We start from the raw sequence: 23,362 nt of genomic DNA on the forward strand, positions 1-23,362 counted from the left end.
CGTTTCCTTAACGATTGTGTCCATACTGCTCGCAGATTTCGTCGACGGACTTCACGACATGCGCGACATCGTCCGCGCTCATGCCGGGGAAGAGCGGCAAGGTCACGGTGCTCGCGCCGAAGCGCTCCGCATGCGGGAACATGCCTTCCTTGAACCCGCGCTCGCGGTAAAGCGTGAACAGATGCAGCGCCGGATAATGCACGCCGCTGCCGACATTGCGCTCCTTCAGTTGCGCCATGAACTCCGCTCGCGTGAGGCGCAGGTTTTCCAGCGGCAGCGCGATCTGGAACATATGCCAGTTGCTGTCGGCGAAGTTCTTCACCGGCAGGCCGACGCCGAGCCGCACCGCCGCGCCGCCTTCGAACGCGTCGAAGTAGAGATGCGCCAGTTCGCGGCGGCGTTCCGTGATCGACTCGATCCGGCGCAGCGATCCCAGCCCGACGCGCGCGGCGACATCCGTGAGATTGTATTTGCCGCCCAGCACGTCGCAGTCCATGCCGTCGAAGCCCGTGCGCGTGATGCCTTGCAGCCGGTACTTGCGCGCGAGTTCCGCTTCGTCTTCGTTGTTCATCACGAGCGCGCCGCCTTCGATCGACGTCACGTTCTTGTTCGCGTGAAAGCTGATCGACACCAGATCGCCGAACGAGCCGATGCGCCTGCCGCGCCAGCTCGCGCCGACCGCCTGCGCCGCGTCTTCGATCACGCGCAGCTTGTGGGCGCGCGCGATCTCGTAGAGCCGGTCCATGTCCACGGGCAAGCCCGCGAGATACACCGGCATCAGCGCCTTCGTGCGCGGGGTGATCGCGCGTTCCAGCAAGTTCAGGTCCATGTTGCGCGTGACCGGGTCGATATCGACGAAAACCGGCGTGGCGCCCACTTCCAAGATCACGTTCGCGGTCGAGACCCAGGTCATCGGCGTGGTGATGACTTCGTCGCCCGCGCCGACGCCCGCGATTCGCAGCGCAATTTCCATCGTGCAGGTGCCGGAATTGAACGCGCGCACCGGACGGCCGCCGAAGTACGCGGACAGCTCCGCTTCGAACTGCTGATTCTGCGGGCCGGTGGTGATCCAGCCGGAGCGCAGCACGTCGACGACGCCCCGAATGGTCTCTTCGTCGATCTCGGGCTTGACGAAGGGCAGGAACGGCCGCGAGGTCTGAGTCATGGAGTGTGTGCTTAAAGAGTGGAGAGAATCCGGGGTCAGCCGCGCGCGAGCACGGCCACGCCGACGAGAATGATGCCGATGCCGACGAGCCGCTGCACCGACAGCACTTCGCCGAACAAATACCATGCCGCGAACGCGTTGACGACGTAGCCGAGCGAGAGCATCGGGTAGGCGACCGAAACGTCCACGCGCGACAGCCCGACGATCCACACGACCACGCTCACCACATAGCACGCGAGGCCGCCGATGATAGGCCACTGCGTCGCGATCTTGAAACCGACCGGCAGAATGTTCGCCGGCGTCATGTCGAAATGGCCGACGGCGTTCACGCCCGCCTTGAGCAGCAACTGGGCGCAAGCATTCAACAATACGCCGATGACGATGCAAGTGAAGGAAATCGGATTCATCGATGAAGAATAAGGATACTCGGTTCGCCGCCGGATGCCGAACGCTCGTGCGCCGGCGGCATTGCGGCATTGCGGCGGGGCGGCGCCGCGCCATCAGGGCTGCGGCTTTTCGACGATCACGCGGCGCGCGTCCCGGGCGATGACCTGCATCGGCACATGGCGCGCGAGCATGTCGTCATAGCGGGACGGCGGCAGCAGCGCAAGCGCGTAGCGGTCGGCGTCCCATTGTTTCACCCAGTCGTCGAGCGTCGGCAGCCACTTCTGCGGTTCCGCATGCACGCCGAAGTTCAGTTCGTCGGCTTCCTGCACCATGATCATCGTGTGGCCGAGGTAGAAGGGCATCGTGTGATCGAGCTTCGCGACCGAATAGAACGGCGTGTCGGCCGGCAGCTTCCCCATCGCCGCCTTCACGGCGGGCACGAGCTTCACGCCCGAACTGTCGGTGCCGAACACGTCGTGGCCGGTGCCCGCGATGGTCCCGAGCAGCAGCCACGCCGCGCCAAGTCCCGCCGCGCCCGCGAGCACGCTGCGACGGTTTAGCCACAGCGCGACGATCGTCACGACGAACGCCACCGCGAGCCCCGCATAGACCCACACCTGGAACTCGCGATAGAGCGCATTGGGCGTATTCGCGCTGCCCGCCCGGCCGATGAAAATCGCGCCGAACGCCGCGGCGATCAGAAACACCGCATAGCCGATCAGGTGCCTGCGGTACTGCGTGCGCGTGAGCGACGGCAGATAGAGCCCCAGCACGAGCGCGATGGCCGGCGCAATGGGCAGCACGTAGGAAATCAGCTTCGAGTGCGAGGCGCTGAAGAACAGGAAGATGAACCCGGACCAGACGAGCAGCATCGTCACCGGCGCGAAGCCGTTCGGCTGGCGCGGCGTCTTGATGCCGTGTCGCACGCTCTGGAACGCGATCGACAGCCACGGCAGGAACCCGACGATCAGCACCGGCACGAAGTAATAGAACGCGCCGGGGCGGTTTTGCTCGGGCGTCAGGTAACGCTTGAACTGCTGGACGATGAAGAAGAAATCGAAGAACTCGGGATTCTTCATCTGCACGAGCACGAACCACGGCGCGGCCACGAGGAGGAACACGATCAGCCCGCTGCCGATATAGAGCCGCTTCCACAGCGCCCAGTCGCGCGAGACCAGCGAATAGAGCACGAGCACCGCGCCCGGCAGAATCAGCCCGACCAGACCCTTCGAGAGCACGGCGGCGGCCATCGCGGCCCAGCAGAGCCACATCCACAGGCGCACCTGCCGCGTCGGCAGGCCGGGGCGCTGCGCGAGCAGCAGCGCGCACAGCGTCACCTCCATCCAGAACGACAGGCCCATGTCGAGCGTGTTGAAGTGGCCCATCAGGTTCCAGTACGGGCACGTCGCGAGGATCACCGCGGCGGCGAAACCGGTCATCGCGTTGAACACGCGCGTGCCGGTGTAGCCGACGAGGAGCACGCCCGCGAAGCCGGTGAGCGCGGTGTATAGCCGCGCCTGCCATTCGCCGATGCCGAACCACGCGAACGTCAGCGCGTTCGCCCAGGTTTGCAGCGGCGGTTTCTCGAAATACTTGTAGCCGTTGTAGCGCGGCGTGATCCAGTCGCCGGTCACGAACATCTCGCGCGCCATTTCGGCGTAGCGGCCTTCGTCGCTCGGCACCAGATGACGCAGGCCGAGCGGCGCGAACCAGACGATCGCGAGCGCGAGTACGAGAAGAATGAGCGAAAGACGTGTGAGCGGTAGCCGCGAAGGCGTATCGTTCATGAAGTCGACCTGTCCGATGCCGCAATTGCGGCGCTAGTGATTCGAAATGGCTTGGCAAGGCGCGATGCCCGCGCTTTCATGCTTCCGGCGCTTTCATGCTCCCGGTGCGCGCCGCATCTTGAGGCACGCATGAGCCGCCGAAGTTCATCGGCCAGGACATGCGGGACGCGGCGGCGTGCGCGCGCCGGGCGGGAGTGTATCGCACGGACGGCCGCGATTCGTCAATTTGGCGCACGCTTACTGGCGCATGCAAACGGGGCGCGGCGGCCGTGGGAGCCGCGAGTGTGCCTGACGCCGGCTTATCGGACGCTTATCGGACGCTTATTCGCGACCGGGCGACATCACCCTTCGATCAGAAGCGCGGCGGCGACGCGCCGCCCCTCGGACATCAGGATGTTGTAGGTGCGGCAGGCCGCGCCGAAGTCCATGGTCTCTACGCCGATGCGATGCTTCGCCAGATTCGCGACGAGGCGCGGATGCGGAAAGCGCAGCTTCGCGCCGCTGCCGAAGATGACGACCTCGGGCGCGGCTTCGATGAGCGCATCGAAGTCGGCGGGGGTGAGGGCGTCGAACGCGGCGACGGGCCAGTCCTGCACGGGCGCGTCCGGCACGATGATGACGCTGCCTTCGTGGCGCTGGAGATTGACGGCCACGAAGCCTTCGCCGTAGCTCGTGATGGTGTTGAGCGCGCCGCTGGATTCCTGATGAAGTTTCAAAACGATGATCCGGCAAGGAAAGAGGGGGCGGGCCTGGTTCCGGCTGACGCGCCGCGGCCGATCCGGCGCGGCACGTTAACGGGGCGAAGCGCTCCCGCCGATGGCGCACGATGGTGCATTGCGGAACTGAGCCATAATCAGTAAATTATAACTTTCCGGCCGCCGGGTTCGCTTGCGGCGCCCGTTGCGCTCGCGTGCCGCCACAAGCCGCCATCGACACGCAATCCGGCCGGCAGCGCCCTTGCCCTATCTGGCCCGGCGTCAATCGCGGCGCCGGCCATTGCGCAAAGCCAAACGTCTGGTCGGCCGCACAACTCCGTAACATCCCGCTTTGCCTGTCCGGCGCTGTTTCGTCGATACTCGTCGACACTTCGGCGATACTTCGAGCAGCGCCGCGCGTCCGAACGGCGCGCCGGCCGCCGAAATCGCCCGCTTCAGCAGCCGCACAACAAGCGAACCCGACAGCCCGTTCAACAAAAGAGCCGCTAGCCGTGAAACCGATCCTTAAATCCAACAAGCTGCAAAACGTCTGCTACGACATCCGCGGACCCGTGCTCGAACACGCGAAGCGCCTCGAAGAGGAAGGGCATCGCATCATCAAGCTGAATATCGGGAATTTGGCGCCGTTCGGCTTCGAGGCGCCGGACGAGATCATTCAGGACATGATCCGCAATCTTCCCGGCTCGTCGGGCTATTCGGATTCGAAGGGCGTGTTCGCGGCGCGCAAGGCGATCATGCACTACACGCAGCAAAAGGGCGTGGCGGGCGTCGAACTGGACGACATCTTCATCGGCAATGGCGCGTCGGAGCTGATCGTGATGGCCATGCAGGCGCTTCTGAACGACGGCGACGAAGTGCTGCTGCCCGCGCCCGACTATCCGCTGTGGACCGCGGCCGTGAGCCTTTCGGCTGGCACGCCGCGCCATTACATGTGCGAGGAAGGCAACGGCTGGATGCCCGATCTCGACGATATCCGCGCGAAGATCACGCCGAACACGAAGGCGCTCGTCGTCATCAATCCGAACAACCCGACGGGCGCGCTGTACTCGGACGAACTGCTGCTGGAACTGATCGGCATTGCGCGCGAACACGGTCTCATCATTTTCGCGGACGAGGTCTACGACAAGATCGTCTACGACGGCAAGACGCATACGTCGATGGCCGCGCTGTCCGAAGACGTCATCACGGTCACGTTCAATAGCCTCTCGAAGAGCTATCGCTCGTGCGGCTACCGCGCGGGCTGGATGGCGATTTCGGGGCTGATCGAGGAGAACCGTCGCCGCGCGAAGGACTATTTGGAAGGGCTCGGCATCCTCGCGTCGATGCGCCTATGCCCGAACGTTCCCGGCCAGTACGCCATTCAGACGGCGCTCGGCGGCTATCAGAGCATCAACGACCTGATCGTGCCGGGCGGGCGGCTCTTCAAGCAGCGCGATCTCGCCTACGACATGCTCACGGCCATTCCCGGCGTAAGCTGCGTGAAGCCGCAGGCCGCGCTCTACATGTTCCCCAAGCTCGATCCGAAGATGTACCCGATCGCCGACGACCAGCAGTTCATCACGGACCTGCTGCTCGAAGAACGGGTGCTCCTCGTGCAAGGCACCGGCTTCAACTGGCCGACGCCGGATCACTTCCGCGTGGTCTTCCTGCCGAACATCGACGATCTGGCCGATTCGATCAACCGCATCGCGCGCTTCCTCGACGGCTATCGCAAACGGCACTCCGCTTAAATCTCCCTTTATAAGACTCGCGCAGTATGGAACCGATCAAAGTAGGACTCTTGGGCTTCGGCACGGTGGGCAGCGGCACCTTCACCGTGCTGCGGCGCAATCAGGAAGAAATCAAACGACGCGCGGGCCGCGGCATCGAGATCGCGCGCATCGCGGTGCGCACGCCGGCCAAGGCCAAGGCTGCGGAGGGAGTCGCGGTCACGGACGACTTCCACGCGGTCGTCGACGATCCTGCCATCGACATCGTGTGCGAAATGATCGGCGGAACGGGTTTCGCGCGCGAACTGGTGCTGCGCGCGATCGCCAACGGCAAGCACGTCGTGACCGCCAACAAGGCGCTGCTCGCGGTCCACGGCACGGAGATTTTCGAAGCGGCGCGCGCGAAGGGCGTGATGGTCGCGTTCGAGGCGGCGGTGGCGGGCGGCATTCCGATCATCAAGGCGTTGCGCGAGGGGCTGACCGCGAACCGCATCGAGGCCATCGCGGGCATCATCAACGGCACGACGAACTACATTCTTTCGGAGATGCGCGACCGCGGCATCGACTTCGCGACGGCGCTTTCGGCCGCGCAGGAGCTGGGCTACGCGGAAGCCGATCCGACCTTCGACATCGAAGGCGTCGACGCCGCGCACAAGATCACGATCATGAGCGCGATCGCATTCGGCGTGCCGGTGCAGTTCGACCGCGCATACGTGGAAGGCATCAGCAAGCTCGCGGCCATCGACATTCGCTATGCGGAAGATCTCGGCTATCGCATCAAGCTGCTCGGCATCGCGCGGCGCACGGACAAGGGCATCGAGCTGCGCACGCATCCGACGCTCGTGCCGGAAAAGCGCCTGCTCGCGAACGTAGAAGGCGCGATGAACGCGGTCGTCGTGCATGGCGACGCGGTCGGCATGACGCTCTACTACGGCAAGGGCGCGGGCGCGGAGCCGACGGCATCGGCCGTGGTCGCCGATCTCGTGGACGTGACGCGGCTGCATACCGCCGATCCGGAGCATCGCGTGCCGCATCTGGCTTTCCAGCCCGATAGTCTTTCGAACACGCCGATCCTGCCGATCGACGAGATCACGAGCGGCTATTACCTGCGGCTGCGCGTGGCGGACGTCACGGGCGTGCTCGCCGACATCACGCGCATTCTGGCGGACAAGGGCATTTCCATCGACGCGCTCTTGCAAAAGGAATCGCAACAGGTCGATGGCGCCCACGAGGGCGAAACGGACATCATCCTCATCACGCACGAGACCGTGGAAAAGAACGCGAACGCGGCGATCGCCGAGATCGAGGCGCTCGCGACGGTGGTCTCGAAGGTGACGAAGCTGCGCATTGCAGCCCTCAATTAAGCGCAGGAAAGCGACATGAACTACATTTCGACGCGCGGCGCCGGCACCGGCGAGCGCCACACGTTTTCCGACATCCTGCTCGGCGGTCTCGCGAAGGACGGCGGCTTGTACTTGCCGGCGGAGTATCCGCGCGTATCGGCCGATGAACTCGCGCGCTGGCGCACGCTGTCGTACGCGGATCTCGCATTCGAAGTGCTGTCCAAATTCAGCGACGACATTCCCGCCGACGACCTGCGCTCGCTCACGCGCAAGACGTACACGGCGCAGGTCTACAGCAACGTGCGCCACGAAGAAAGCGCCTCGCAGATCACGCCGCTCAAGACGCTCGGCGTGGAGAACGGCGCGCCGCTTTCGCTGCTGGAACTGTCGAACGGTCCGACGCTCGCGTTCAAGGACATGGCCATGCAACTGCTCGGCAATCTGTTCGAGTACGCATTGGCCAAGCACGGCGAGGAACTGAACATCCTCGGCGCGACGTCGGGCGATACGGGCAGCGCCGCCGAATACGCGATGCGCGGCAAGACCGGCGTGCGCGTCTTCATGCTGTCGCCGCACAGGAAGATGAGCGCGTTCCAGACCGCGCAGATGTTTTCGCTTCAGGACCCGAACATCTTCAATCTGGCCGTGGAAGGCAACTTCGACCATTGCCAGGACATCGTAAAGGCCGTGTCGAACGATCACGCGTTCAAGGCCAAGCACAAGATCGGCACAGTCAATTCGATCAACTGGGCGCGCGTCGTGGCGCAGGTCGTCTACTACTTCAAGGGCTATTTCGCCGCGACCAAGAGCAACGACGAGCGCGTGTCGTTCACCGTGCCGTCCGGCAATTTCGGCAATGTGTGCGCGGGACATATCGCGCGCATGATGGGCCTGCCGATCGACCAGCTCGTCGTCGCCACCAACGAAAACGACGTGCTCGACGAGTTCTTCAGGACTGGCGTGTATCGCGTGCGCGGCGCGGCGGAGACGTATCACACGACATCGCCGAGCATGGACATCTCGAAGGCGTCGAACTTCGAGCGCTTCGTGTACGACCTGCTCGGCCGCGATCCGGCGCGCGTCGTGCAGCTTTTCCGCGATGTCGAAGAGAAGGGCGGGTTCGATCTCGCGGCGAGCGGCGATTACGCCCGCGTGAAGCAATTCGGCTTCGTGTCGGGCAAGAGCGGCCACGACGACCGCGTGCGGACCATCCGCGACGTGTTCGAGCGTTACGACACGATGATCGACACCCACACGGCGGACGGGGTCAAGGTCGCGCGCGAGAATCTCAAGCCCGGCGTGCCGATGATCGTGCTCGAGACGGCGCAGCCGATCAAATTCGGCGAAACCATCCGCGAGGCGCTCGAACGCGAGCCCGAGCGGCCGGCGGCATTCGTGGGACTTGAAAAACTGCCACAAAGGTTCGATATCGTTCCTGCCGATGCGAGCGTCGTGAAGGCTTATATCGCCGAGCGGACCTGAGGGTTCGGGGGCGAGACGACGCGCGGGGGCGCGGTCCAACGAGGGCCGCGCCCCCGCGGCGCTTTCGGCGCGCGCTTCGCGGCCGGACGGCCGCATCGCGGGCATTTTTGCCGGATGCCGCGCCGGACAACCGCCCGCATAACGGCTTCAGACGGCGAAAAAGCCGTCAAAAGCTGCTAAAATCTCAGGTTTTTCGCCGTACTCCATTCGAAAGGACGCGCCGTGCTGTCTACCGCCAATATCACCATGCAATTCGGGCCCAAGCCCCTCTTCGAGAACATCTCGGTCAAGTTCGGCGAAGGCAATCGCTATGGCCTGATCGGGGCGAACGGCTGCGGCAAGTCGACGTTCATGAAGATTCTGGGCGGCGATCTCGAACCTAGTTCCGGCAACGTCATGCTGGAGCCGAACGTGCGTCTCGGCAAGCTGCGTCAGGACCAGTTCGCGTACGAAGACATGCGCGTGCTCGACGTCGTGATGATGGGCCACACCGAAATGTGGGCCGCGATGACCGAGCGCGACGCGATCTATGCGAACCCGGACGCCACCGACGACGACTACATGCGCGCCGCCGAACTCGAAGCGAAGTTCGCGGAATACGACGGCTATACCGCCGAAGCGCGCGCAGGCGAACTGCTGCTCGGCATCGGCATCAACATTGCCGACCACAACGGCCCGATGAGCAACATCGCGCCAGGCTGGAAGCTGCGCGTGCTGCTCGCGCAGGCGCTGTTCTCGAAGCCCGACGTGCTGCTGCTCGACGAGCCGACCAACAACCTCGACATCAACTCGATCCGTTGGCTGGAAGACGTGCTCAACCAGTACAACTCGACGATGATCATCATCTCGCACGATCGGCACTTCCTGAACCAGGTCTGCACGCACATGGCGGACATGGACTACGGCACGCTCAAAATCTGGCCGGGCAATTACGACGACTACATGCTCGCGAGCACGCAGGCGCGCGAGCGTCAGCAGGCCGCGAACGCCAAGGCGAAGGAACGCGTGGCCGACCTGCAGGACTTCGTGCGCCGCTTCTCGGCCAACAAGTCGAAGGCGCGCCAGGCCACCAGCCGCCTGAAGATGATCGACAAGATCAAGATCGAGGAATTCAAGCCGTCGTCGCGGCAGAACCCGTTCATCCGCTTCGACTTCGAGAAGAAGCTGCATAACATCGCGGTGGTGGCCGACAGCATCACGAAGAAGTACGACCGCACGATCTTCCAGAACTTCAACCTTAGCGTACAGCCGGGCGAACGCATCGCGATCATCGGCGAGAACGGCGCGGGCAAGACCACGCTGCTCAAGGCGCTGAAGGGCGCGCTGGAACTGGACGGCGGCACGGTCAAGTGGGCGGAGAACGCGAACGTCGGCTACATGCCGCAGGACACGTACGAAGAGTTCCCGAAGGACGAGACGCTGACCGAGTGGGTCGACCAGTACCGTCAGGAAGGCGACGACGACCAGATGGTGCGCGGCACGCTCGGCCGTCTGCTGTTCAACGCCGACGACATCAAGAAGAACGTGAAGGTGCTGTCGGGCGGCGAGAAGGGCCGCATGATCTGGGGCAAGCTGATGCTAGGCCGCCACAACGTGCTGCTGATGGACGAGCCGACGAACCACATGGACATGGAGTCGATCGAGTCGCTGCAGATCGCGCTGGACAAGTTCGAAGGCACGCTCATTTTCGTGTCGCACGACCGCGAATTCGTGAGCGGGCTGGCGAACCGGATCATCGAGGTGAAGACGGACGGCACGTTGCGGGACTTCGGCGGGAATTACGAGGATTTTCTGGCGAGCCAGGGGATTCAGTAAGTCGGCGAGTTCGGCCGCTGAAGAGAGAAAAGCCGCGTTTTGCGGCTTTTTTCGTTTGCAGACGCCCGTTTTGCTGTGTCAGGCAACCGCCAACGCTCACACCTTGTCATTGCGAAACCGCATCGCCGTTCCCTCGCGCGTGATCCGCTCCCAGATCGCGCGCTTCTCCTCGTCGCTCAGAAACACCCAGTTCGAGACCTCGCCCGCCGTGCGGCCGCAGCCTTTGCAGACGTCGTCGAAAAGCGTGGAGCACACGCCGATGCAAGGGCTGTCGGGAAGTTCGTGGAGAATCGAGGACATGAGCGGGATCGTAGGAAATGAATCAGCGGGCAATACTGTAGCCTATCCGCGCGATCCAGTGATGTCGCTGGTTGTAGTCCAGAATGTCCTCGCCGTAGCCGTTGAAATAGCTCACGAACACGTAGCCGCCCCACGCACTGCCGATCAGCTTCGCGAGCGGATAGGTCAGTTGCGAATCGACGCTGCCGTACCAGTGCTTCGTGCCCTTGCGCAGTGTCGTTGCGAGCTGCCAGCCATCCGGGCTGCCGTATTTAACGAGGAAATCGACATAGCCGCGATAGTCCGCGATGTCTTCGTTGTCGCTCTTCGACAGGTAGTAATAGAACTTCGGTGATAGCGTCAGGTGATTGCTGTTGATGTCGCCGAAGTCCCACGTTGGCCGCACGAAGGCCATATTGATTCCACGCGACTCCGCGCCGCTTCGCCCGTTCGACTCATGCCCGATACCCGCCGTCACGCCCATGCGCGTGAAGAGCGGGCTCTTCCAGCCGGTGTCCTGCACGTAGTAAAAAAGCTGCGGCTGATAGCTCGTGTCGCGAAAGGGCGCGGACGGCGCCGACAAATCCCAGATGGACGTCTGCGTGTACGCGAAATATAGGTTGTCGAGAAAGCCGCGCGAGCGCGGATCGTCGGGCAAATGCAGGCGGTATTTGAAGCTGAACTGGAACTTGGCGAGATTGTCGCCGTTGTGGCCGTCGGCGAAGTAGATCGGCTCGAAGGTCGAGAAGCGGCCCGAGAGCATCGTGTCGGTCGTCGTGGTCGGTACGGCGGACGTGTTGGCGACGGCCGCCGCGCTTGCGAGTTGCGTCGGCGTCGCGGCTTGCGTTTCGCGCTGCTCCGCGGCGACCACCTGCATCTGATCCTCGCCTCGATTCAGCGTGACGAGCATCGGCGAGGCATCGAAGCCCACCGGATCGATCTTGATCGTGCCGCGCGCCGAGTCCGGCCACGGCGCTGAATAGCGCACACGCCGATACTGTCCCGGCGCGAGCCGCAGGCGGTCGGGCGTCTTCGGGTCGCGCGCGAGGACAAGCGGGGCGGGCGGCAAGTCGCCGTTGGTCAGGCGCACGGTGAGCTGCTTCGGCACGTCCACGGTGAGCGGCTTCGCATCGTCGTCGGTGTAGAGCAGCGTCAGTTCGAGCGGCTGCGTGGCCGCCGCTTCGCGCGCCGGTTGCAGTACGGCGACGGTCGCGTGCGCGGCGGTGCCGGTCGAGAGACCGAACACAAGGAACATGCACCGCAGCGCGCGGCGGGTTCGGAGGTTGATGAACGGAATCGTAAGCAAGCGGGGGCCTGAGGCCATGTAGTCGGCATCCTGTTGGCGAAGGGGGATCGTCGGACTGCGGTTTCGCTGTGTCCGACGAAGCGCGATAACCGTCGATCCTAACCGGATGACGCCGACCTTGCCCGGACGCCGGCTCGCTCTCGTCTGCGATGCGGGACGTTCAATGGCCCGTCGCCGCCTGCCAAAGCATCGCGGCATTGAGCGCGACGATCACGCCCGCGCAGCCCCACGACAGCACGAGCGGCACCCGCGCGACGCGCCAGCGGCCCATGAGCCCGGCATCCGAAGCGAAGCGCACGAGCGGGATCACCGCGAGCGGCAATTGCACGCTCAGGACGACCTGCGTGGCGACGAGCAGCGAGTTCGAGCCGTGTTGGCCGAAGCTCGCGACCGCCGCGAGGGCGGGGCCGATCGCCAGCCCGCGCGTGAGCAGCGCCCGCGCCCAGCGCGCCACCTTCAGGTTCAGAAAGCCTTCCATCACGGCCTGGCCGGCGAGCGTGCCGGTCACCGTCGCGTTGAGTCCGCACGCGAGGAGCGCCGACGCGAACGCAATGCCCGCCCAGTGACTGCCGACGAGCGGCGCGATGAGCCGATGCGCGTCCGCGAGATCGTCGACTTCGGCGTGGCCGCCCGCGTGGAAGACGGCGGCCGCCACGATCAAGAGCGACGCGTTGACGATGAACGCAATGCCAAGCGACGCGAACGTGTCGATGTTCACGCCCTTGAGCGCATCGCCGATGGCTTCGTCGTCGCGGTCCGCCGCATGATCCCGCACGAGCGACGAGTGCAGATAGAGGTTGTGCGGCATGACGGTCGCGCCGAGCACGCCGGCCGCGAGCCAGAGCATGCCGGCATCGCGGATCAGCGCGGGCGGCGGCGCGAAGCCTGCCAGCGCCTCATGCCACGCCGGATGCGCGAGCGCAAGCTGGATCACGAAGCAGAAGCTCACGAACAGGATCAGCGCGGTCACGGCGCGCTGCAACGGCCGCTTGCCGCGGCTTTGCAGCGCGAGCATCGCGAACGTGCCGACCGCCGACATCAGCACGCCCACCGTGAGCGAGACGCCGAGCAGCATCTGCAACGCGACCGCGCTGCCGACCACTTCCGCGACATCGCACGCGATGATCGCCACTTCGCACGCGAGCCACAGCACGATGGTCGTGCGGCGGCTGTAGCGTTCGCGGCAGAGCTGCGCGAGATCGCGCCCCGTGACGACGCCGACGCGCGAGGCGACCCACTGGAGCAGCATGCCCATCAGGCTCGCGAGCAGCACGACGAAGAGCAGTTGATAGCCGTAACGCGCGCCGCTGGAAAGCGCCGTCGCCCAGTTGCCGGGGTCCATGTAGCCGACGGCGACGAGCGCGCCGGCTCCGGCAAACGAATACCAGCGGCCGCGCGGCCGCCGGGGCGGGACATCGCGCGTGCCGGGGCGGGGCGGTGCGCCAGACTTCGAGGCGGAGAGTTGAGCAAGCGCGGACGGATTGGTGTTCATGCAGACGGTGGCCTCGAGGTGCGGTGCGACGGCGCGCTCGGGCGGTTCCCGAGGCCGCCGTGGCAGCGTGCGTGACGGATAAGCGTGACGGATGCCACGACGGCGACGCTTTCCCGCGACGCACGCCGGTTGGTTAAGCAACGACTGTTCCGCTGACTGTTTCCGAAGCCCAAAAGCGCGACGCGCGCCTTTTCCGCGGCGGGATGAAGGCGGCACGCGACCGGCGCACGGGCGAATGTTTCCCGCCATGACGTTACTGCAAACCGAAGCGCGTGGTTTTATCCGGTGTCGCCCGGGGCGAATAGGGGCTAAAATGCGCGCACTTTTGCGGGCGAAGGGCGAAGGCGCCGTCGCCCGTGTGCTTTGTGCGACAAGCGGCGCATTATTTTTTGTCGCACTTCGGTTTAGTGGTAGTTTTCGGGGTTTTACAGGCTGTCGCGGGCCGCTCGACCAGAAGCGGCGGACCGCGTGCGCGATGCCATCGAGAAGTCGGAACAAGGGAGAATCGAGATGAACAACAAACTGGCGAAGCTCGCGGGCGCGCTCGGGTGCGCGGCGATGCTGCTTCCGCTCGGGGCATCGGCGAAAGATACGCAACTCAACGTGTACAACTGGTCGGACTACATCGCCAAGGACACGATCCCGAACTTCACCAAGCAGACGGGCGTCAAGGTGAAGTACGACAACTACGACAGCGACGACACGCTGCAGGCCAAGCTGCTCACGGGCAACTCGGGCTACGACATCGTCGTGCCGACGAGCAATTACGCCGGCAAGCAGATTGCGGCGAACATCTTCGCGCCGCTCGACAAGTCGAAGCTGCCGAACCTGAAGTATCTCGATCCCACGTTGATGCAACTCGTCGCGGGCGCGGACCCCGGCAACAAATACGCGGTGCCTTGGGCGTACGGCACGACCGGACTCGGCTATAACGTCGACAAGGCGAAGCAGATCCTCGGCCCGAACGCCGAGCTGAACAACTGGGACATCCTCTTCAAGCCGGAGAACATCTCGAAGCTGAAGGCATGCGGCGTGTCCGTGCTCGACGCGCCGGACCAGATGTTCGCGGCCGCGCTGCACTACATCGGCAAAGACCCGATGAGCACGAATCCGGCGGACTATCGCGAAGCACTCGCGATGCTGAAGAAGATTCGCCCCTACATCACGCAGTTCAATTCGTCGGGTTATATCAACGACATGGTCGGCGGCGACATCTGCTTCACGTACGGCTGGTCGGGCGACGTGGTGATCGCCAAGCACCGCGCCATCGAGGCGAAAAAGCCGTTCAAGATCGATTACTACATTCCGAAGGGCGGCGCGCCGATCTGGTTCGACGTGATGGCGATTCCGAAGGACGCGAAGAACAAGGAAGCCGCGCACGAGTGGATCAACTACATCGAGACGCCGCAGGTCCACGCCGCCATCACCAACGCGGTGTACTACCCGAGCGCGAACCTGGAAGCGCGCAAGTACGTGAGCAAGGACGTGGCGGACGACCCGGCCGTGTATCCGCCGCAGGACGTCCTCAAGACCCTGTTCCTGCTGAAGCCGTTGCCGCCCGAGATCCAGCGTTTGCAGACGCGGCTCTGGACGGAATTCAAGTCCGGCCGCTAAGTCGAGAGAACCGGTTATTCATTGAAATGACGAAGCCCTCGGACCTCCGGGGGCTTTGTTCGTGATTCGTCGGCGCAGGTGATTCGCGGCGAACCACAGACGCAGGAGTCGAACAGGCAATCATGAGTGAGCAGTCGAGCGCGTTGAAGGCAGCGCCACAATCGGGCCGGCCGCAGCCGGGCAGTGCGGCATCCGGTCCGGGCACGGACGACAACTTCGTGCAGGTCGTGAACGTCGTCAAGAAATTCGGCGAGACGGTGGCGGTTCGGGGCGTCGATCTGTCGGTGAAGAAGGGCGAGCTTTTCGCGCTGCTCGGGAGTTCCGGATGCGGAAAGTCGACGCTGCTGCGCATGTTGGCGGGCCTGGAGTCCGTGACGGAAGGGCAGATTCTGATCGACGGCGAAGACCTCGCGAAGATGCCGCCGTACCGCCGGCCGGTCAACATGATGTTCCAGTCGTATGCGCTCTTTCCGCACATGAGCGTGGAGTCGAACGTCGCCTTCGGGCTGAAGCAGGAAGGCGTGAAGGGCGGCGAGCTGAAGGACCGCGTAGAGAACGCGCTGCAACTCGTGCAGATGGCGCAGTTCGCGAAGCGCAAGCCGCATCAGCTTTCCGGCGGCCAGCAGCAGCGCGTGGCGCTCGCGCGCAGTCTCGTCAAGCGTCCGAAGCTGCTTCTGCTCGACGAGCCGATGTCCGCGCTCGACAAGCAGATTCGCCAGCGCACGCAGATGGAGCTCGTGAACATTCTCGACAAGGTCGGCGTTACCTGCATCATGGTCACGCACGACCAGGAAGAAGCGATGACCATGGCGAACCGCCTCGCCGTGATGAGCGAAGGCCGCATCGTGCAGCTCGGCACGCCGCATGATGTCTACGAGTATCCGAACACGCGTTTCTCGGCGCAGTTCATCGGCTCGACGAATCTCTTCGACGGCACGGTGGTCGAAGACGAGCCGGATCACATCTTCGTGGAATCGGCGGAACTGCCGGTGCGCCTGTACGTGAGTCACGGCATCACCGGGCCGCTCGGCATGCCGGTGACCATTTCGGTGCGTCCCGAGCGCATCGCGCTTACGCGCAAGCCGCCCGAAGGCGCGTTCAACTGGGGGCGCGGCAAGATCAGCAACATCGCGTACATGGGCGGCTACACGCTCTATCACGTGACGCTCGAAAGCGGCAAAACCGTGGTCGCGAATTTGTCGAGCCTCGCGATCGGCGAGATCGAATCGCCGACGTTCGACGATGAAGTCTACGTGCGATGGAGCGCGTCGGCGGGCGTGGTGCTGACGTCATGATGATGAACGTGCTCAAGCGCATCGGCGTGAGCGGGCGCACCGCGGTCATCGCCGGGCCGTATCTGTGGCTGTTGCTGCTGTTCTTTGTGCCGTTCCTGCTGGTCGTGAAGATCAGCTTCGCGGACAGCGAACTCGGCATTCCGCCGTACACGCAACTCGTGGCGATGAAAGACGGCGTGATGAACATCACGCTGGATTTCTCGCACTACGCGTTCTTGTTGACCGACAGCCTGTACTTCGCGACCTACATGAATTCGCTGCTGGTCGCGGCGGTTTCGACGGTGCTGTGCCTTCTGATCGGCTATCCGATGGCGTATTACATCGCGCGTTCCAATCCGGCCACGCGCAATGTGCTGATGATGGCCGTGATGCTGCCGTTCTGGACCTCGTTCCTAATTCGCGTGTACGCGTGGATCGGCATTCTCAAGAACAACGGACTCCTGAATAACTTTCTGATGTCCATCGGCCTGATTCATACGCCGATCGAGCTCTACCACACGAATATCGCCGTCTATATCGGCATGGTGTATTCGTATCTGCCGTTTCTCGTGATGCCGCTCTACGCGCATCTCGTGAAGATGGACCTGACCTTGCTCGAAGCCGCCTACGACCTGGGCGCGAAGCCGTGGAAGGCGTTCGTGCAGATCACGCTGCCGCTGTCGAAGAACGGCATCATCGCGGGATGCCTGCTCGTGTTCATTCCGGCGGTGGGCGAGTACGTGATTCCGGAACTGCTCGGCGGCGCGGATACGCTGATGATCGGCCGCGTCATGTGGAACGAGTTCTTCGACAACGCCGACTGGCCGATGGCTTCGGCCGTCACCTGCGCGATGGTCCTGCTGCTGCTCGTGCCGATGGCGCTTTTCCAGCACTTCCAGGCAAAGCAACTGGAGGAAAACCGATGATCAAGCCGAGCCGTTCGCTGCAAATCACGGCGCTGGGAATCGGGTTCGCGTTTCTGTATATCCCGATCATCAGCCTCGTCGTGTACTCGTTCAACGACTCGCCGCTCGTCACCGTGTGGACCGAGTTCTCGCTGAAGTGGTATCGCGCGCTGTGGTCCGACGACGAACTCATCAACGCCGCATGGCTGTCGCTGCGCATCGCGTTTCTGACGGCGTGCGCGTCGGTCGTCATCGGCACATGGGCGGGCTTCGTGCTGGCTCGCATGGGGCGCTTTCGCGGCTTCACGCTGTACACCGGCATGATCAACGCGCCGCTCGTGATTCCCGAAGTCATTCAGGGCATCTCGCTGCTGCTGCTTTTCGTCGAAATGGCGAAGCTGATCGGCTGGCCGGCGGGGCGCGGAATCTTCACCATCTGGATCGGGCACGTGATGCTGTGCATCTCGTATGTCGCGATCATCGTGGAATCGCGCGTGCGGGAACTGAATCCGTCGCTCGAGGAAGCCGCGCTCGATCTCGGCGCAACCCCGCTGCGCGTGTTCTTCTCGATCACGTTGCCGCTCATCTCGCAGGCGCTCGTCGCGGGCTGGCTGCTGTCGTTCACGCTGTCCATCGACGACCTCGTGCTGTCGGCGTTCCTGTCCGGACCGGGATCGACGACACTGCCGCTCGTCGTGTTTTCGCGCGTGCGTCTCGGCTTGAATCCGGAGATGAATGCGTTGGCGACGCTCTTTATCGCGCTGGTGACGGTGGGGGTGATTGCGGCGAATGTCTTCATGCAGCGCAGCGAGCGGCGGCGGCTCGCTGCGGTCAGTTGATGCGTTCACGCGTGCAAGCGTAAAAACGGCCCCGGAAGGGGCCGTTTGCACATCAGGGCGTGGCGATATGCTTCGCGAACGTGTCGGCGTCGGTGTTGGTCCCGCAGAGCAGCAGGCCCACGCGCTTGCCTTGCAAGGTCTCGCGCAGCGGGCCGAGCAGGGCGGCGGTGGACGCCGCGCACGCCGGCTCGACCGCCAGCTTGAGTTCGCTGAACAACTGCCGCATGCCGTTGCGCAACTCGCTGTCGGACACGGTCACGACGGCGTCGATATGACGGCGGCACAGCTCGTAGCTGTACTGCTCGGTATGCGGGGCCATCAGCGAATCGGCGATGCTGTGCATTGCGCCCATCTTCACCGTATGGTTGGCCGCGAAGCTGCGGCTCATCGCATCCGATCCTTCCGGCTCCACGCCGTACACGTGCAGCGCGGGATTCGCGAGGCGCATCGCGGTCGAGACGCCCGCAGCGAGCCCGCCGCCGCCGATCGGCACGATGACCGCATCCAGATCGGGCGCTTGCGACGTCCACTCATAGCCGAGCGTCGCCGTGCCGAGCACCGTGCGATAGCCGTTGAACGGATGGATGAACACGCGTCCTTCTTCTGCTTCGACGCGCCGCACCACATCGAATGCATCCGCGACGTTCTCCGCGAACACGATGTCCGCGCCGAAGCGCCGGCACAGCTCGACGCGCGCCGGGTTCGCCGTCTTGATGATGACGACCTTCGCGCCGACGCCCATGCGCTGCGCCGCGTAGGCGACCGCGACCGCATGATTGCCCGCCGACACGCAGGTGACGCCCGCGGCACGCTCGCTCTCGGTCAGCGCGAGGATGTTCGAGAACGCGCCGCGCGCCTTGAACGTGCCGCTCGCCTGCAACAGTTCGAACTTGAACGTGACGGGCGTGCCTTCCAGCTTCGGAAAGTCGTGCCGCTCGAAAACCGGCGTGCGCGCGACCCACGGCGCGAGCGCCATATGCTGTTCGGCGATCTCGTCGAGCGTGGGGATCGGCGTGCCGTCGATGGTGTTGTCGGTAGGCTGTATCGCGCTGGACATGGCGTGCAATGCGTTTTCCGATGGACCGATCAGCGCGCCTGCGCGTCGACCGACATGCTGTGAATGAACTTGCCGAGGAACGCTTCGCAGGCGGCGAGTTGTTCGAGCGACACGTATTCGTTCGCCTTGTGCGCCTGCTCGATGTTGCCCGGCCCGCACACGATGCTCGGCACGCCCGCGAGCGCGAAGAGTCCCGCCTCGGTGCCGTACGCGACCTTGCGCTTTTCCTGGTTGCCGGTGAGCGCGCGCACGAGTTGCGTGATGGCGGCCTGCTCGGTGGCATCGAGCCCCGGCGCCGACGCGATCTTCGAGAACTCGATGGCGCCGTTCGCGTGCTCTTTCTGCATCTTCGGCACGAGCGTCTCGCGCGTGTACGACTCGATGCGCGCGAAGATGGCTTCCGGGTCAATCGTCGGGAGATTGCGGAATTCGAAGTCGAACGTGCATTCGGCGGGCACGGTGTTGAGCGCGTTGCCGCCCTTGATGGTGCTCGTCTGCGCGGTGGTGAAGGGCACGTCGTACAGTTCGTCGAACGGGCCTTTCGCACGGAATTCGTCGGCGACATCGCGGATGAAGCAGATCAGGCGCGCGGCGTATTCGATGGCGTTGAGACCCTTCGGCGTCAGCGACGAATGCGCCGCCGCGCCGCGCACGCAGCAGCGAAACGCGTTGATGCCCTTGTGCGCGATGATCGGGCGCATGGAGGTCGGTTCGCCGACGATGCAGCCGTCCGGGCGCACGCCGCGCTTCTTGAGGTCCTCGATCATCAGCGGCGCGCCTGCGCAGCCGATTTCTTCGTCGTACGAAAGCGCGAAGTGGATGGGCTTGGCGAGCTTGGTCGACTGCATGACGGGCAGCATTGCGAGCGCCGCGCCGATGAAGCCTTTCATGTCGCACGCCCCGCGGCCGTAGAGCAGGCCGTCGCGCACTTCCGGCTTGAACGGATCGCTTGTCCAGTCCTGGCCGTCGACCGGCACGACATCCGTATGGCCCGACAACACGATGCCGCCGTTGGTCTCGCCGTCGTGCGCGGGCACGGTCGCGAAGAGATTCGCCCACTGGCCGCGCGGATCGGTCGTGATGACGGCTTCGATGCCCGATTTGCGCAAGTCGTCGCGGACGGTTTCGATCAGACCGAGGTTGGGATTGCGGCTTACCGTGTCGAAGGAAATGAGCCGTGAGATCCACGGCAGGGATTTCGGGTTGCTCGAGCTTGTTGCGGCTTCTTGCTGCCGATGCGCCGGGTCAGCGACCTGTGACATTTTTTCTCTCCTGCGGGTAGGGTTCGATCATAGCTGAAAAGAATGGGGCGGGTCGCGGCGGGGTTTATTGATTGCGGTTGCGGCCGTCGGGGCACTTGTTTCGTACCGGCCCATGGCGTTTCCCTGCACGCGCACGCGGGTCACGCTTTTTGCTGCAGTGCGGGCCGGCGACATGGGTAACAGGTATGTCAGGACATAGGTAACACTTCCGATGAATGATTCGCCCAGGGTCGGTCCTGACCTGGGATAGCAAAGAGATCACGCAACTGCGGCTTGGATTCGCGAAGTTGGCCAGCCAAGAAGGTGCCAACTGACGCGCCTCCTGTCTCAGTACCGGATTAGTCCGAAGGCCGGGTACAACGGGATCAGGCGCTACGAGCAGGACGACACCGCGCTGGCCCATCGATGCCGGCGTCCCATCCATAGCCCGTCGCGTACGGCGACCGATGCCGAGGCGCGCGTGGTCGAACTGCGTCAGGCGCAGCCCGCCTAGGACGCGCTCGAGATAGCTCGTCACCCATGCGTCTGAGCCAAATAATTCTTTCAGGTGGCGCTAGATACAAAGATAAGACTTGCGTTCGACCGACTGCCGCTCACCGTCGTGAGCTTTTCCAGGTCACACCCTCATCCTCGTCTGTGCTCGCCGATAGCGAGAAGAGTTGCTTCCAAGGACAAGAGCAGTGGCTGCTCGAATGCAGCGTCGCGCTATTGGTCCAATCTCTAAGCCTCATCACGCCAACCTACGGTGGAAGGAGCGTTCCAGACGGCGCGCCTGGACATCATCCATTTCTGTCACGTTTCTTCGCAGTAAAAGACAAAACAATGTTTAGGATGGCAAACTCTCCCGCATCTGTCCCTAGCTTAATCGCATGCCAGTCCGATTCGTCAACCCGAGCATCAACGCAGCATCGGGTCGCTTTAGCGATAGGCGATAGGCATGGATCCGCGCTTTCTCGAGCAGTATCTGGAGCAACTGCGCTATATCGAAGCGAGCGCGCATGAGTTCGGCAATGATCATGCAAAGATAGGCCGACGGCTGGGCATCAGCGAGAACGAAGTTGCCGATCCCTTCGTGCAAAGGCTGCTCCAGTCGTTCGCCTTCGTCATGGCGCGCGGCGCCCAGCGCATCGAGGACGCGTTTCCTGACTTCATCCAGCCGTTGTTGGCGGTGATCTACCCCAACTACGTCACGCCCATCCCTTCGATGGCGATGGCGCGTGCGTTCCCCAAGGACGGCGACGGGCATCGTCACGACGGCCTACTGCTGCCGCGTGGCACCGCGTTCAGTTCCTCGATGGTCGAGGAAGGTCAGACTGCATGCGAGTTTCGCAGCAGTCAGGACGTGAGGATTTTCCCACTCGACATCGCGCGGGTTCGGGCCATCAACGCTCCACCGCCCGACATCCCGATGCTTTATCGATACGTGCCGGCGGACCAGGCGGTGCTCGGCGCGCTACGCATCGCGCTGCGCACCGTCAACGGCATGCCGATCTCCGGGCTAAGCGGCCTGGACCGCCTGCCGGTGTATCTGGCAGGCGATCAGACCACGGCCTCGCACCTATTCGAACTGCTGCATACCGCGAGCATCTCGACGGTCATCGCGGCGCCCGGCGCGTTCGCCAACGGCAGGCTCCACTGCGTCACCCGCGATGCCGTGGTTCACGAGGGGCTGGAACCTGAGCAGAGTCTGTTGCCACGCGTGCCGGACCGTTTCCACGGACACAACTTGCTGCACGAGTGGTTTTGCTTTCCGGCGCGCTTCGGCTTTTTCACCGTGACCGGTCTGAGCAAGGCGCTCGCGTCGATTCACGGATCCGAGGCCGAGATCGTCATCCTGCTCGATCGGCCGTTCGGGGCGCTCGCGGAGCGGATCAGCGCGGCGGACTTCGCCCTTTACTGCACGCCGATCATCAACCTGTTTGCGCGAACTGTCGGGCCGCTCAAGATCGACGCTGCCGCTCGTGAGCATGTCTTGACGCCCGTGCCCGACGCGCCGCGTGACTACGAAGTGCATTCGGTGCAGGCGGTGCGCGGGCAAGCCGGGCAAGACTCGCCGCCGGTGGCCTTTCACGATTATCACGCCGCCTATCGGGACGACCGCCTGCGCGATGCACGCTACTTCGCGCTGCGCCGCGTGCTCAATCAGACAGACTACGACGAGCGTCAATACGAGACGCGCCGTCCGTTCACCGAGACGCGCACGCTGCTCGCGCTGATGGACAAGGACGGCCAGCCGCTTGCGCAAGCCTTTGGTTATCTGACGCTGGACGCATGGCTCACCAATCGCGACCTGCCTTGTCTGATCCAATGCAATGCACATAACGATGTGGTTGCCGACCGAACGCTGCCGATCACGGGCATCGGATTAATTCGCGCGCCGACAGCACCGAAACCGGCTATGGCGATTGGCAAGCGGGCGTGGGAGTTGTACGGGCAACTGAACCTCGACTACCACACGCTCAATTCGTCGTCGGATGAATCGTCCGCGGAAGGCTTGCGCCGCCTCTTGCGCCTGTATCTCAACGACGACTCCGCATCGCAGCGCCGTCACATCGATGCCCTCGTCGACACGCGCACGCAACCGGTGGCGTGCCTGCTGTCGCCCGAACTGGACCAGCCCTACGGACGCGCGATCGAATGTGCGCTCACTTTCGATGAGGCGCGCATGGCCGGCGTGAGCCCCTATGCGCTTGCCTTGGCGCTGGAGCGCTATGTCGCGCGGCACGTGTCCACGCACAGCTATACGACCACGGCGCTCAGGTCCGTGCAGCGGGGGCTTATCACGCAATGGCAGCCGCGCATGGGAACGCGAGGCATCGCTTGAGGTTCACAAGTAGAAACAAGAAAGGAGTAGCAGCATGAGTTGGTTCGATCAGCCGCGCACGCTCGCCTTGTCGGGCCGCGCGCTGCCGCAGTGGCTCGATGAGCCG

18 protein-coding genes are annotated in these 23,362 nt (G+C 63.8%); 9 read left to right on the plus strand and 9 right to left on the minus strand.

Annotated elements, in window-relative coordinates:
- Positions 1-7 precede the first annotated feature (7 nt).
- From NCR35_RS07865 to NCR35_RS07880, 4 genes are all read right to left on the minus strand, one after another.
- On the minus strand, positions 8-1,165 hold the full coding sequence (locus tag NCR35_RS07865; RefSeq protein WP_250533911.1) for a DegT/DnrJ/EryC1/StrS family aminotransferase: 1,158 nt from the start codon (positions 1,163-1,165) through the stop codon (positions 8-10).
- A gap of 35 nt (positions 1,166-1,200) precedes the next feature.
- A complete protein-coding gene (locus NCR35_RS07870; protein ID WP_244848594.1) occupies positions 1,201-1,572 on the minus strand; it encodes an SMR family transporter in 372 nt (123 codons plus the stop codon).
- Positions 1,573-1,665: 93 nt separating this feature from the next.
- Positions 1,666-3,339 (minus strand): glycosyltransferase family 39 protein, encoded by a 1,674-nt coding sequence (locus NCR35_RS07875; protein ID WP_250533912.1) that lies wholly within the window; start codon positions 3,337-3,339, stop codon positions 1,666-1,668.
- A gap of 341 nt (positions 3,340-3,680) precedes the next feature.
- Positions 3,681-4,055 carry an Mth938-like domain-containing protein gene (locus tag NCR35_RS07880; RefSeq protein ID WP_250533913.1) on the minus strand — a complete coding sequence of 125 codons (375 nt, stop codon included), beginning with the start codon at positions 4,053-4,055 and terminating at the stop codon, positions 3,681-3,683.
- 491 nt (positions 4,056-4,546) lie between these two features.
- Between NCR35_RS07880 and NCR35_RS07885 the strand changes: the two genes are divergently transcribed.
- From NCR35_RS07885 to NCR35_RS07900, 4 genes are all read left to right on the plus strand, one after another.
- Positions 4,547-5,785, plus strand: a complete 1,239-nt coding sequence (locus NCR35_RS07885) for a pyridoxal phosphate-dependent aminotransferase (RefSeq protein WP_206468098.1) — start codon at positions 4,547-4,549, stop codon at positions 5,783-5,785.
- 26 nt (positions 5,786-5,811) lie between these two features.
- Positions 5,812-7,128 (plus strand): homoserine dehydrogenase, encoded by a 1,317-nt coding sequence (locus NCR35_RS07890; RefSeq protein ID WP_250533914.1) that lies wholly within the window; start codon positions 5,812-5,814, stop codon positions 7,126-7,128.
- A gap of 15 nt (positions 7,129-7,143) precedes the next feature.
- Positions 7,144-8,589: a threonine synthase gene (gene thrC / locus NCR35_RS07895; protein WP_250533915.1), complete on the plus strand. Its 1,446-nt coding sequence runs from the start codon at positions 7,144-7,146 to the stop codon at positions 8,587-8,589.
- Between the two features lie 222 nt (positions 8,590-8,811).
- On the plus strand, positions 8,812-10,404 hold the full coding sequence (locus tag NCR35_RS07900; RefSeq protein WP_244848599.1) for an ABC-F family ATPase: 1,593 nt from the start codon (positions 8,812-8,814) through the stop codon (positions 10,402-10,404).
- Positions 10,405-10,500: 96 nt separating this feature from the next.
- On the opposite strand, the gene NCR35_RS07905 is transcribed toward NCR35_RS07900, so the two are convergent.
- The 3 genes from NCR35_RS07905 to NCR35_RS07915 all read right to left on the minus strand — a co-directional run bounded on the left by NCR35_RS07905 (position 10,501) and on the right by NCR35_RS07915 (position 13,481).
- Positions 10,501-10,704, minus strand: coding sequence for a DUF1289 domain-containing protein (locus tag NCR35_RS07905; protein ID WP_250533916.1), 204 nt, complete (start codon positions 10,702-10,704; stop codon positions 10,501-10,503).
- A 22-nt stretch (positions 10,705-10,726) separates the two neighbouring features.
- Entirely contained in the window at positions 10,727-11,938 is a 1,212-nt protein-coding gene (locus NCR35_RS07910) for a phospholipase A (RefSeq protein WP_250533934.1), read from the minus strand.
- Positions 11,939-12,149: 211 nt separating this feature from the next.
- On the minus strand, positions 12,150-13,481 hold the full coding sequence (locus tag NCR35_RS07915) for an Nramp family divalent metal transporter (protein ID WP_250533917.1): 1,332 nt from the start codon (positions 13,479-13,481) through the stop codon (positions 12,150-12,152).
- Between the two features lie 558 nt (positions 13,482-14,039).
- Here NCR35_RS07915 and NCR35_RS07920 point away from each other — a divergent pair.
- From NCR35_RS07920 to NCR35_RS07935, 4 genes are all read left to right on the plus strand, one after another.
- Entirely contained in the window at positions 14,040-15,095 is a 1,056-nt protein-coding gene (locus NCR35_RS07920; protein WP_250533935.1) for a polyamine ABC transporter substrate-binding protein, read from the plus strand.
- Between the two features lie 122 nt (positions 15,096-15,217).
- The gene (locus tag NCR35_RS07925) at positions 15,218-16,390 is read left to right on the plus strand and encodes an ABC transporter ATP-binding protein (protein ID WP_250499451.1); all 1,173 of its coding nucleotides are present in this window, start codon (positions 15,218-15,220) and stop codon (positions 16,388-16,390) included.
- A complete protein-coding gene (locus tag NCR35_RS07930) occupies positions 16,387-17,295 on the plus strand; it encodes an ABC transporter permease subunit (RefSeq protein ID WP_250533918.1) in 909 nt (302 codons plus the stop codon). The genes NCR35_RS07925 and NCR35_RS07930 overlap by 4 nt, the downstream gene beginning before the upstream one ends.
- Positions 17,295-18,113 (plus strand): ABC transporter permease subunit, encoded by an 819-nt coding sequence (locus NCR35_RS07935; RefSeq protein ID WP_175940647.1) that lies wholly within the window; start codon positions 17,295-17,297, stop codon positions 18,111-18,113. The genes NCR35_RS07930 and NCR35_RS07935 overlap by 1 nt, the downstream gene beginning before the upstream one ends.
- Positions 18,114-18,165: 52 nt before the next feature.
- Here NCR35_RS07935 and NCR35_RS07940 read toward each other — a convergent pair whose 3' ends face one another.
- The gene (locus tag NCR35_RS07940) at positions 18,166-19,170 is read right to left on the minus strand and encodes a threonine ammonia-lyase (RefSeq protein ID WP_250533919.1); all 1,005 of its coding nucleotides are present in this window, start codon (positions 19,168-19,170) and stop codon (positions 18,166-18,168) included.
- 29 nt (positions 19,171-19,199) lie between these two features.
- Positions 19,200-20,432: an acetylornithine deacetylase gene (argE, locus tag NCR35_RS07945; protein WP_250533920.1), complete on the minus strand. Its 1,233-nt coding sequence runs from the start codon at positions 20,430-20,432 to the stop codon at positions 19,200-19,202.
- A 937-nt stretch (positions 20,433-21,369) separates the two neighbouring features.
- Here argE and tssF point away from each other — a divergent pair.
- Positions 21,370-23,256: a type VI secretion system baseplate subunit TssF gene (gene tssF, locus NCR35_RS07950; RefSeq protein WP_250533921.1), complete on the plus strand. Its 1,887-nt coding sequence runs from the start codon at positions 21,370-21,372 to the stop codon at positions 23,254-23,256.
- Positions 23,257-23,362 lie beyond the last annotated feature (106 nt).

It is taken from the genome of Caballeronia sp. AZ10_KS36 (assembly GCF_023631105.1).
GTDB lineage: Bacteria > Pseudomonadota > Gammaproteobacteria > Burkholderiales > Burkholderiaceae > Caballeronia.

Excerpts from the sequence above, each read along its gene's own strand:
- NCR35_RS07865 (WP_250533911.1), bottom strand. The coding sequence starts at position 1,165 with ATGACTCAGACCTCGCGGCCGTTCCTGCCCTTCGTCAAGCCCGAGATC.
- NCR35_RS07870 (WP_244848594.1), bottom strand. The coding sequence starts at position 1,572 with ATGAATCCGATTTCCTTCACTTGCATCGTCATCGGCGTATTGTTGAAT.
- NCR35_RS07875 (WP_250533912.1), bottom strand. The coding sequence starts at position 3,339 with ATGAACGATACGCCTTCGCGGCTACCGCTCACACGTCTTTCGCTCATT.
- NCR35_RS07890 (WP_250533914.1), top strand. The coding sequence starts at position 5,812 with ATGGAACCGATCAAAGTAGGACTCTTGGGCTTCGGCACGGTGGGCAGC.
- thrC (WP_250533915.1), top strand. The coding sequence starts at position 7,144 with ATGAACTACATTTCGACGCGCGGCGCCGGCACCGGCGAGCGCCACACG.
- NCR35_RS07905 (WP_250533916.1), bottom strand. The coding sequence starts at position 10,704 with ATGTCCTCGATTCTCCACGAACTTCCCGACAGCCCTTGCATCGGCGTG.
- NCR35_RS07910 (WP_250533934.1), bottom strand. The coding sequence starts at position 11,938 with ATGTTCCTTGTGTTCGGTCTCTCGACCGGCACCGCCGCGCACGCGACC.
- NCR35_RS07915 (WP_250533917.1), bottom strand. The coding sequence starts at position 13,481 with ATGAACACCAATCCGTCCGCGCTTGCTCAACTCTCCGCCTCGAAGTCT.
- NCR35_RS07920 (WP_250533935.1), top strand. The coding sequence starts at position 14,040 with ATGCTGCTTCCGCTCGGGGCATCGGCGAAAGATACGCAACTCAACGTG.
- NCR35_RS07925 (WP_250499451.1), top strand. The coding sequence starts at position 15,218 with ATGAGTGAGCAGTCGAGCGCGTTGAAGGCAGCGCCACAATCGGGCCGG.
- NCR35_RS07930 (WP_250533918.1), top strand. The coding sequence starts at position 16,387 with ATGATGATGAACGTGCTCAAGCGCATCGGCGTGAGCGGGCGCACCGCG.
- NCR35_RS07940 (WP_250533919.1), bottom strand. The coding sequence starts at position 19,170 with ATGTCCAGCGCGATACAGCCTACCGACAACACCATCGACGGCACGCCG.
- argE (WP_250533920.1), bottom strand. The coding sequence starts at position 20,432 with ATGTCACAGGTCGCTGACCCGGCGCATCGGCAGCAAGAAGCCGCAACA.
- tssF (WP_250533921.1), top strand. The coding sequence starts at position 21,370 with ATGGATCCGCGCTTTCTCGAGCAGTATCTGGAGCAACTGCGCTATATC.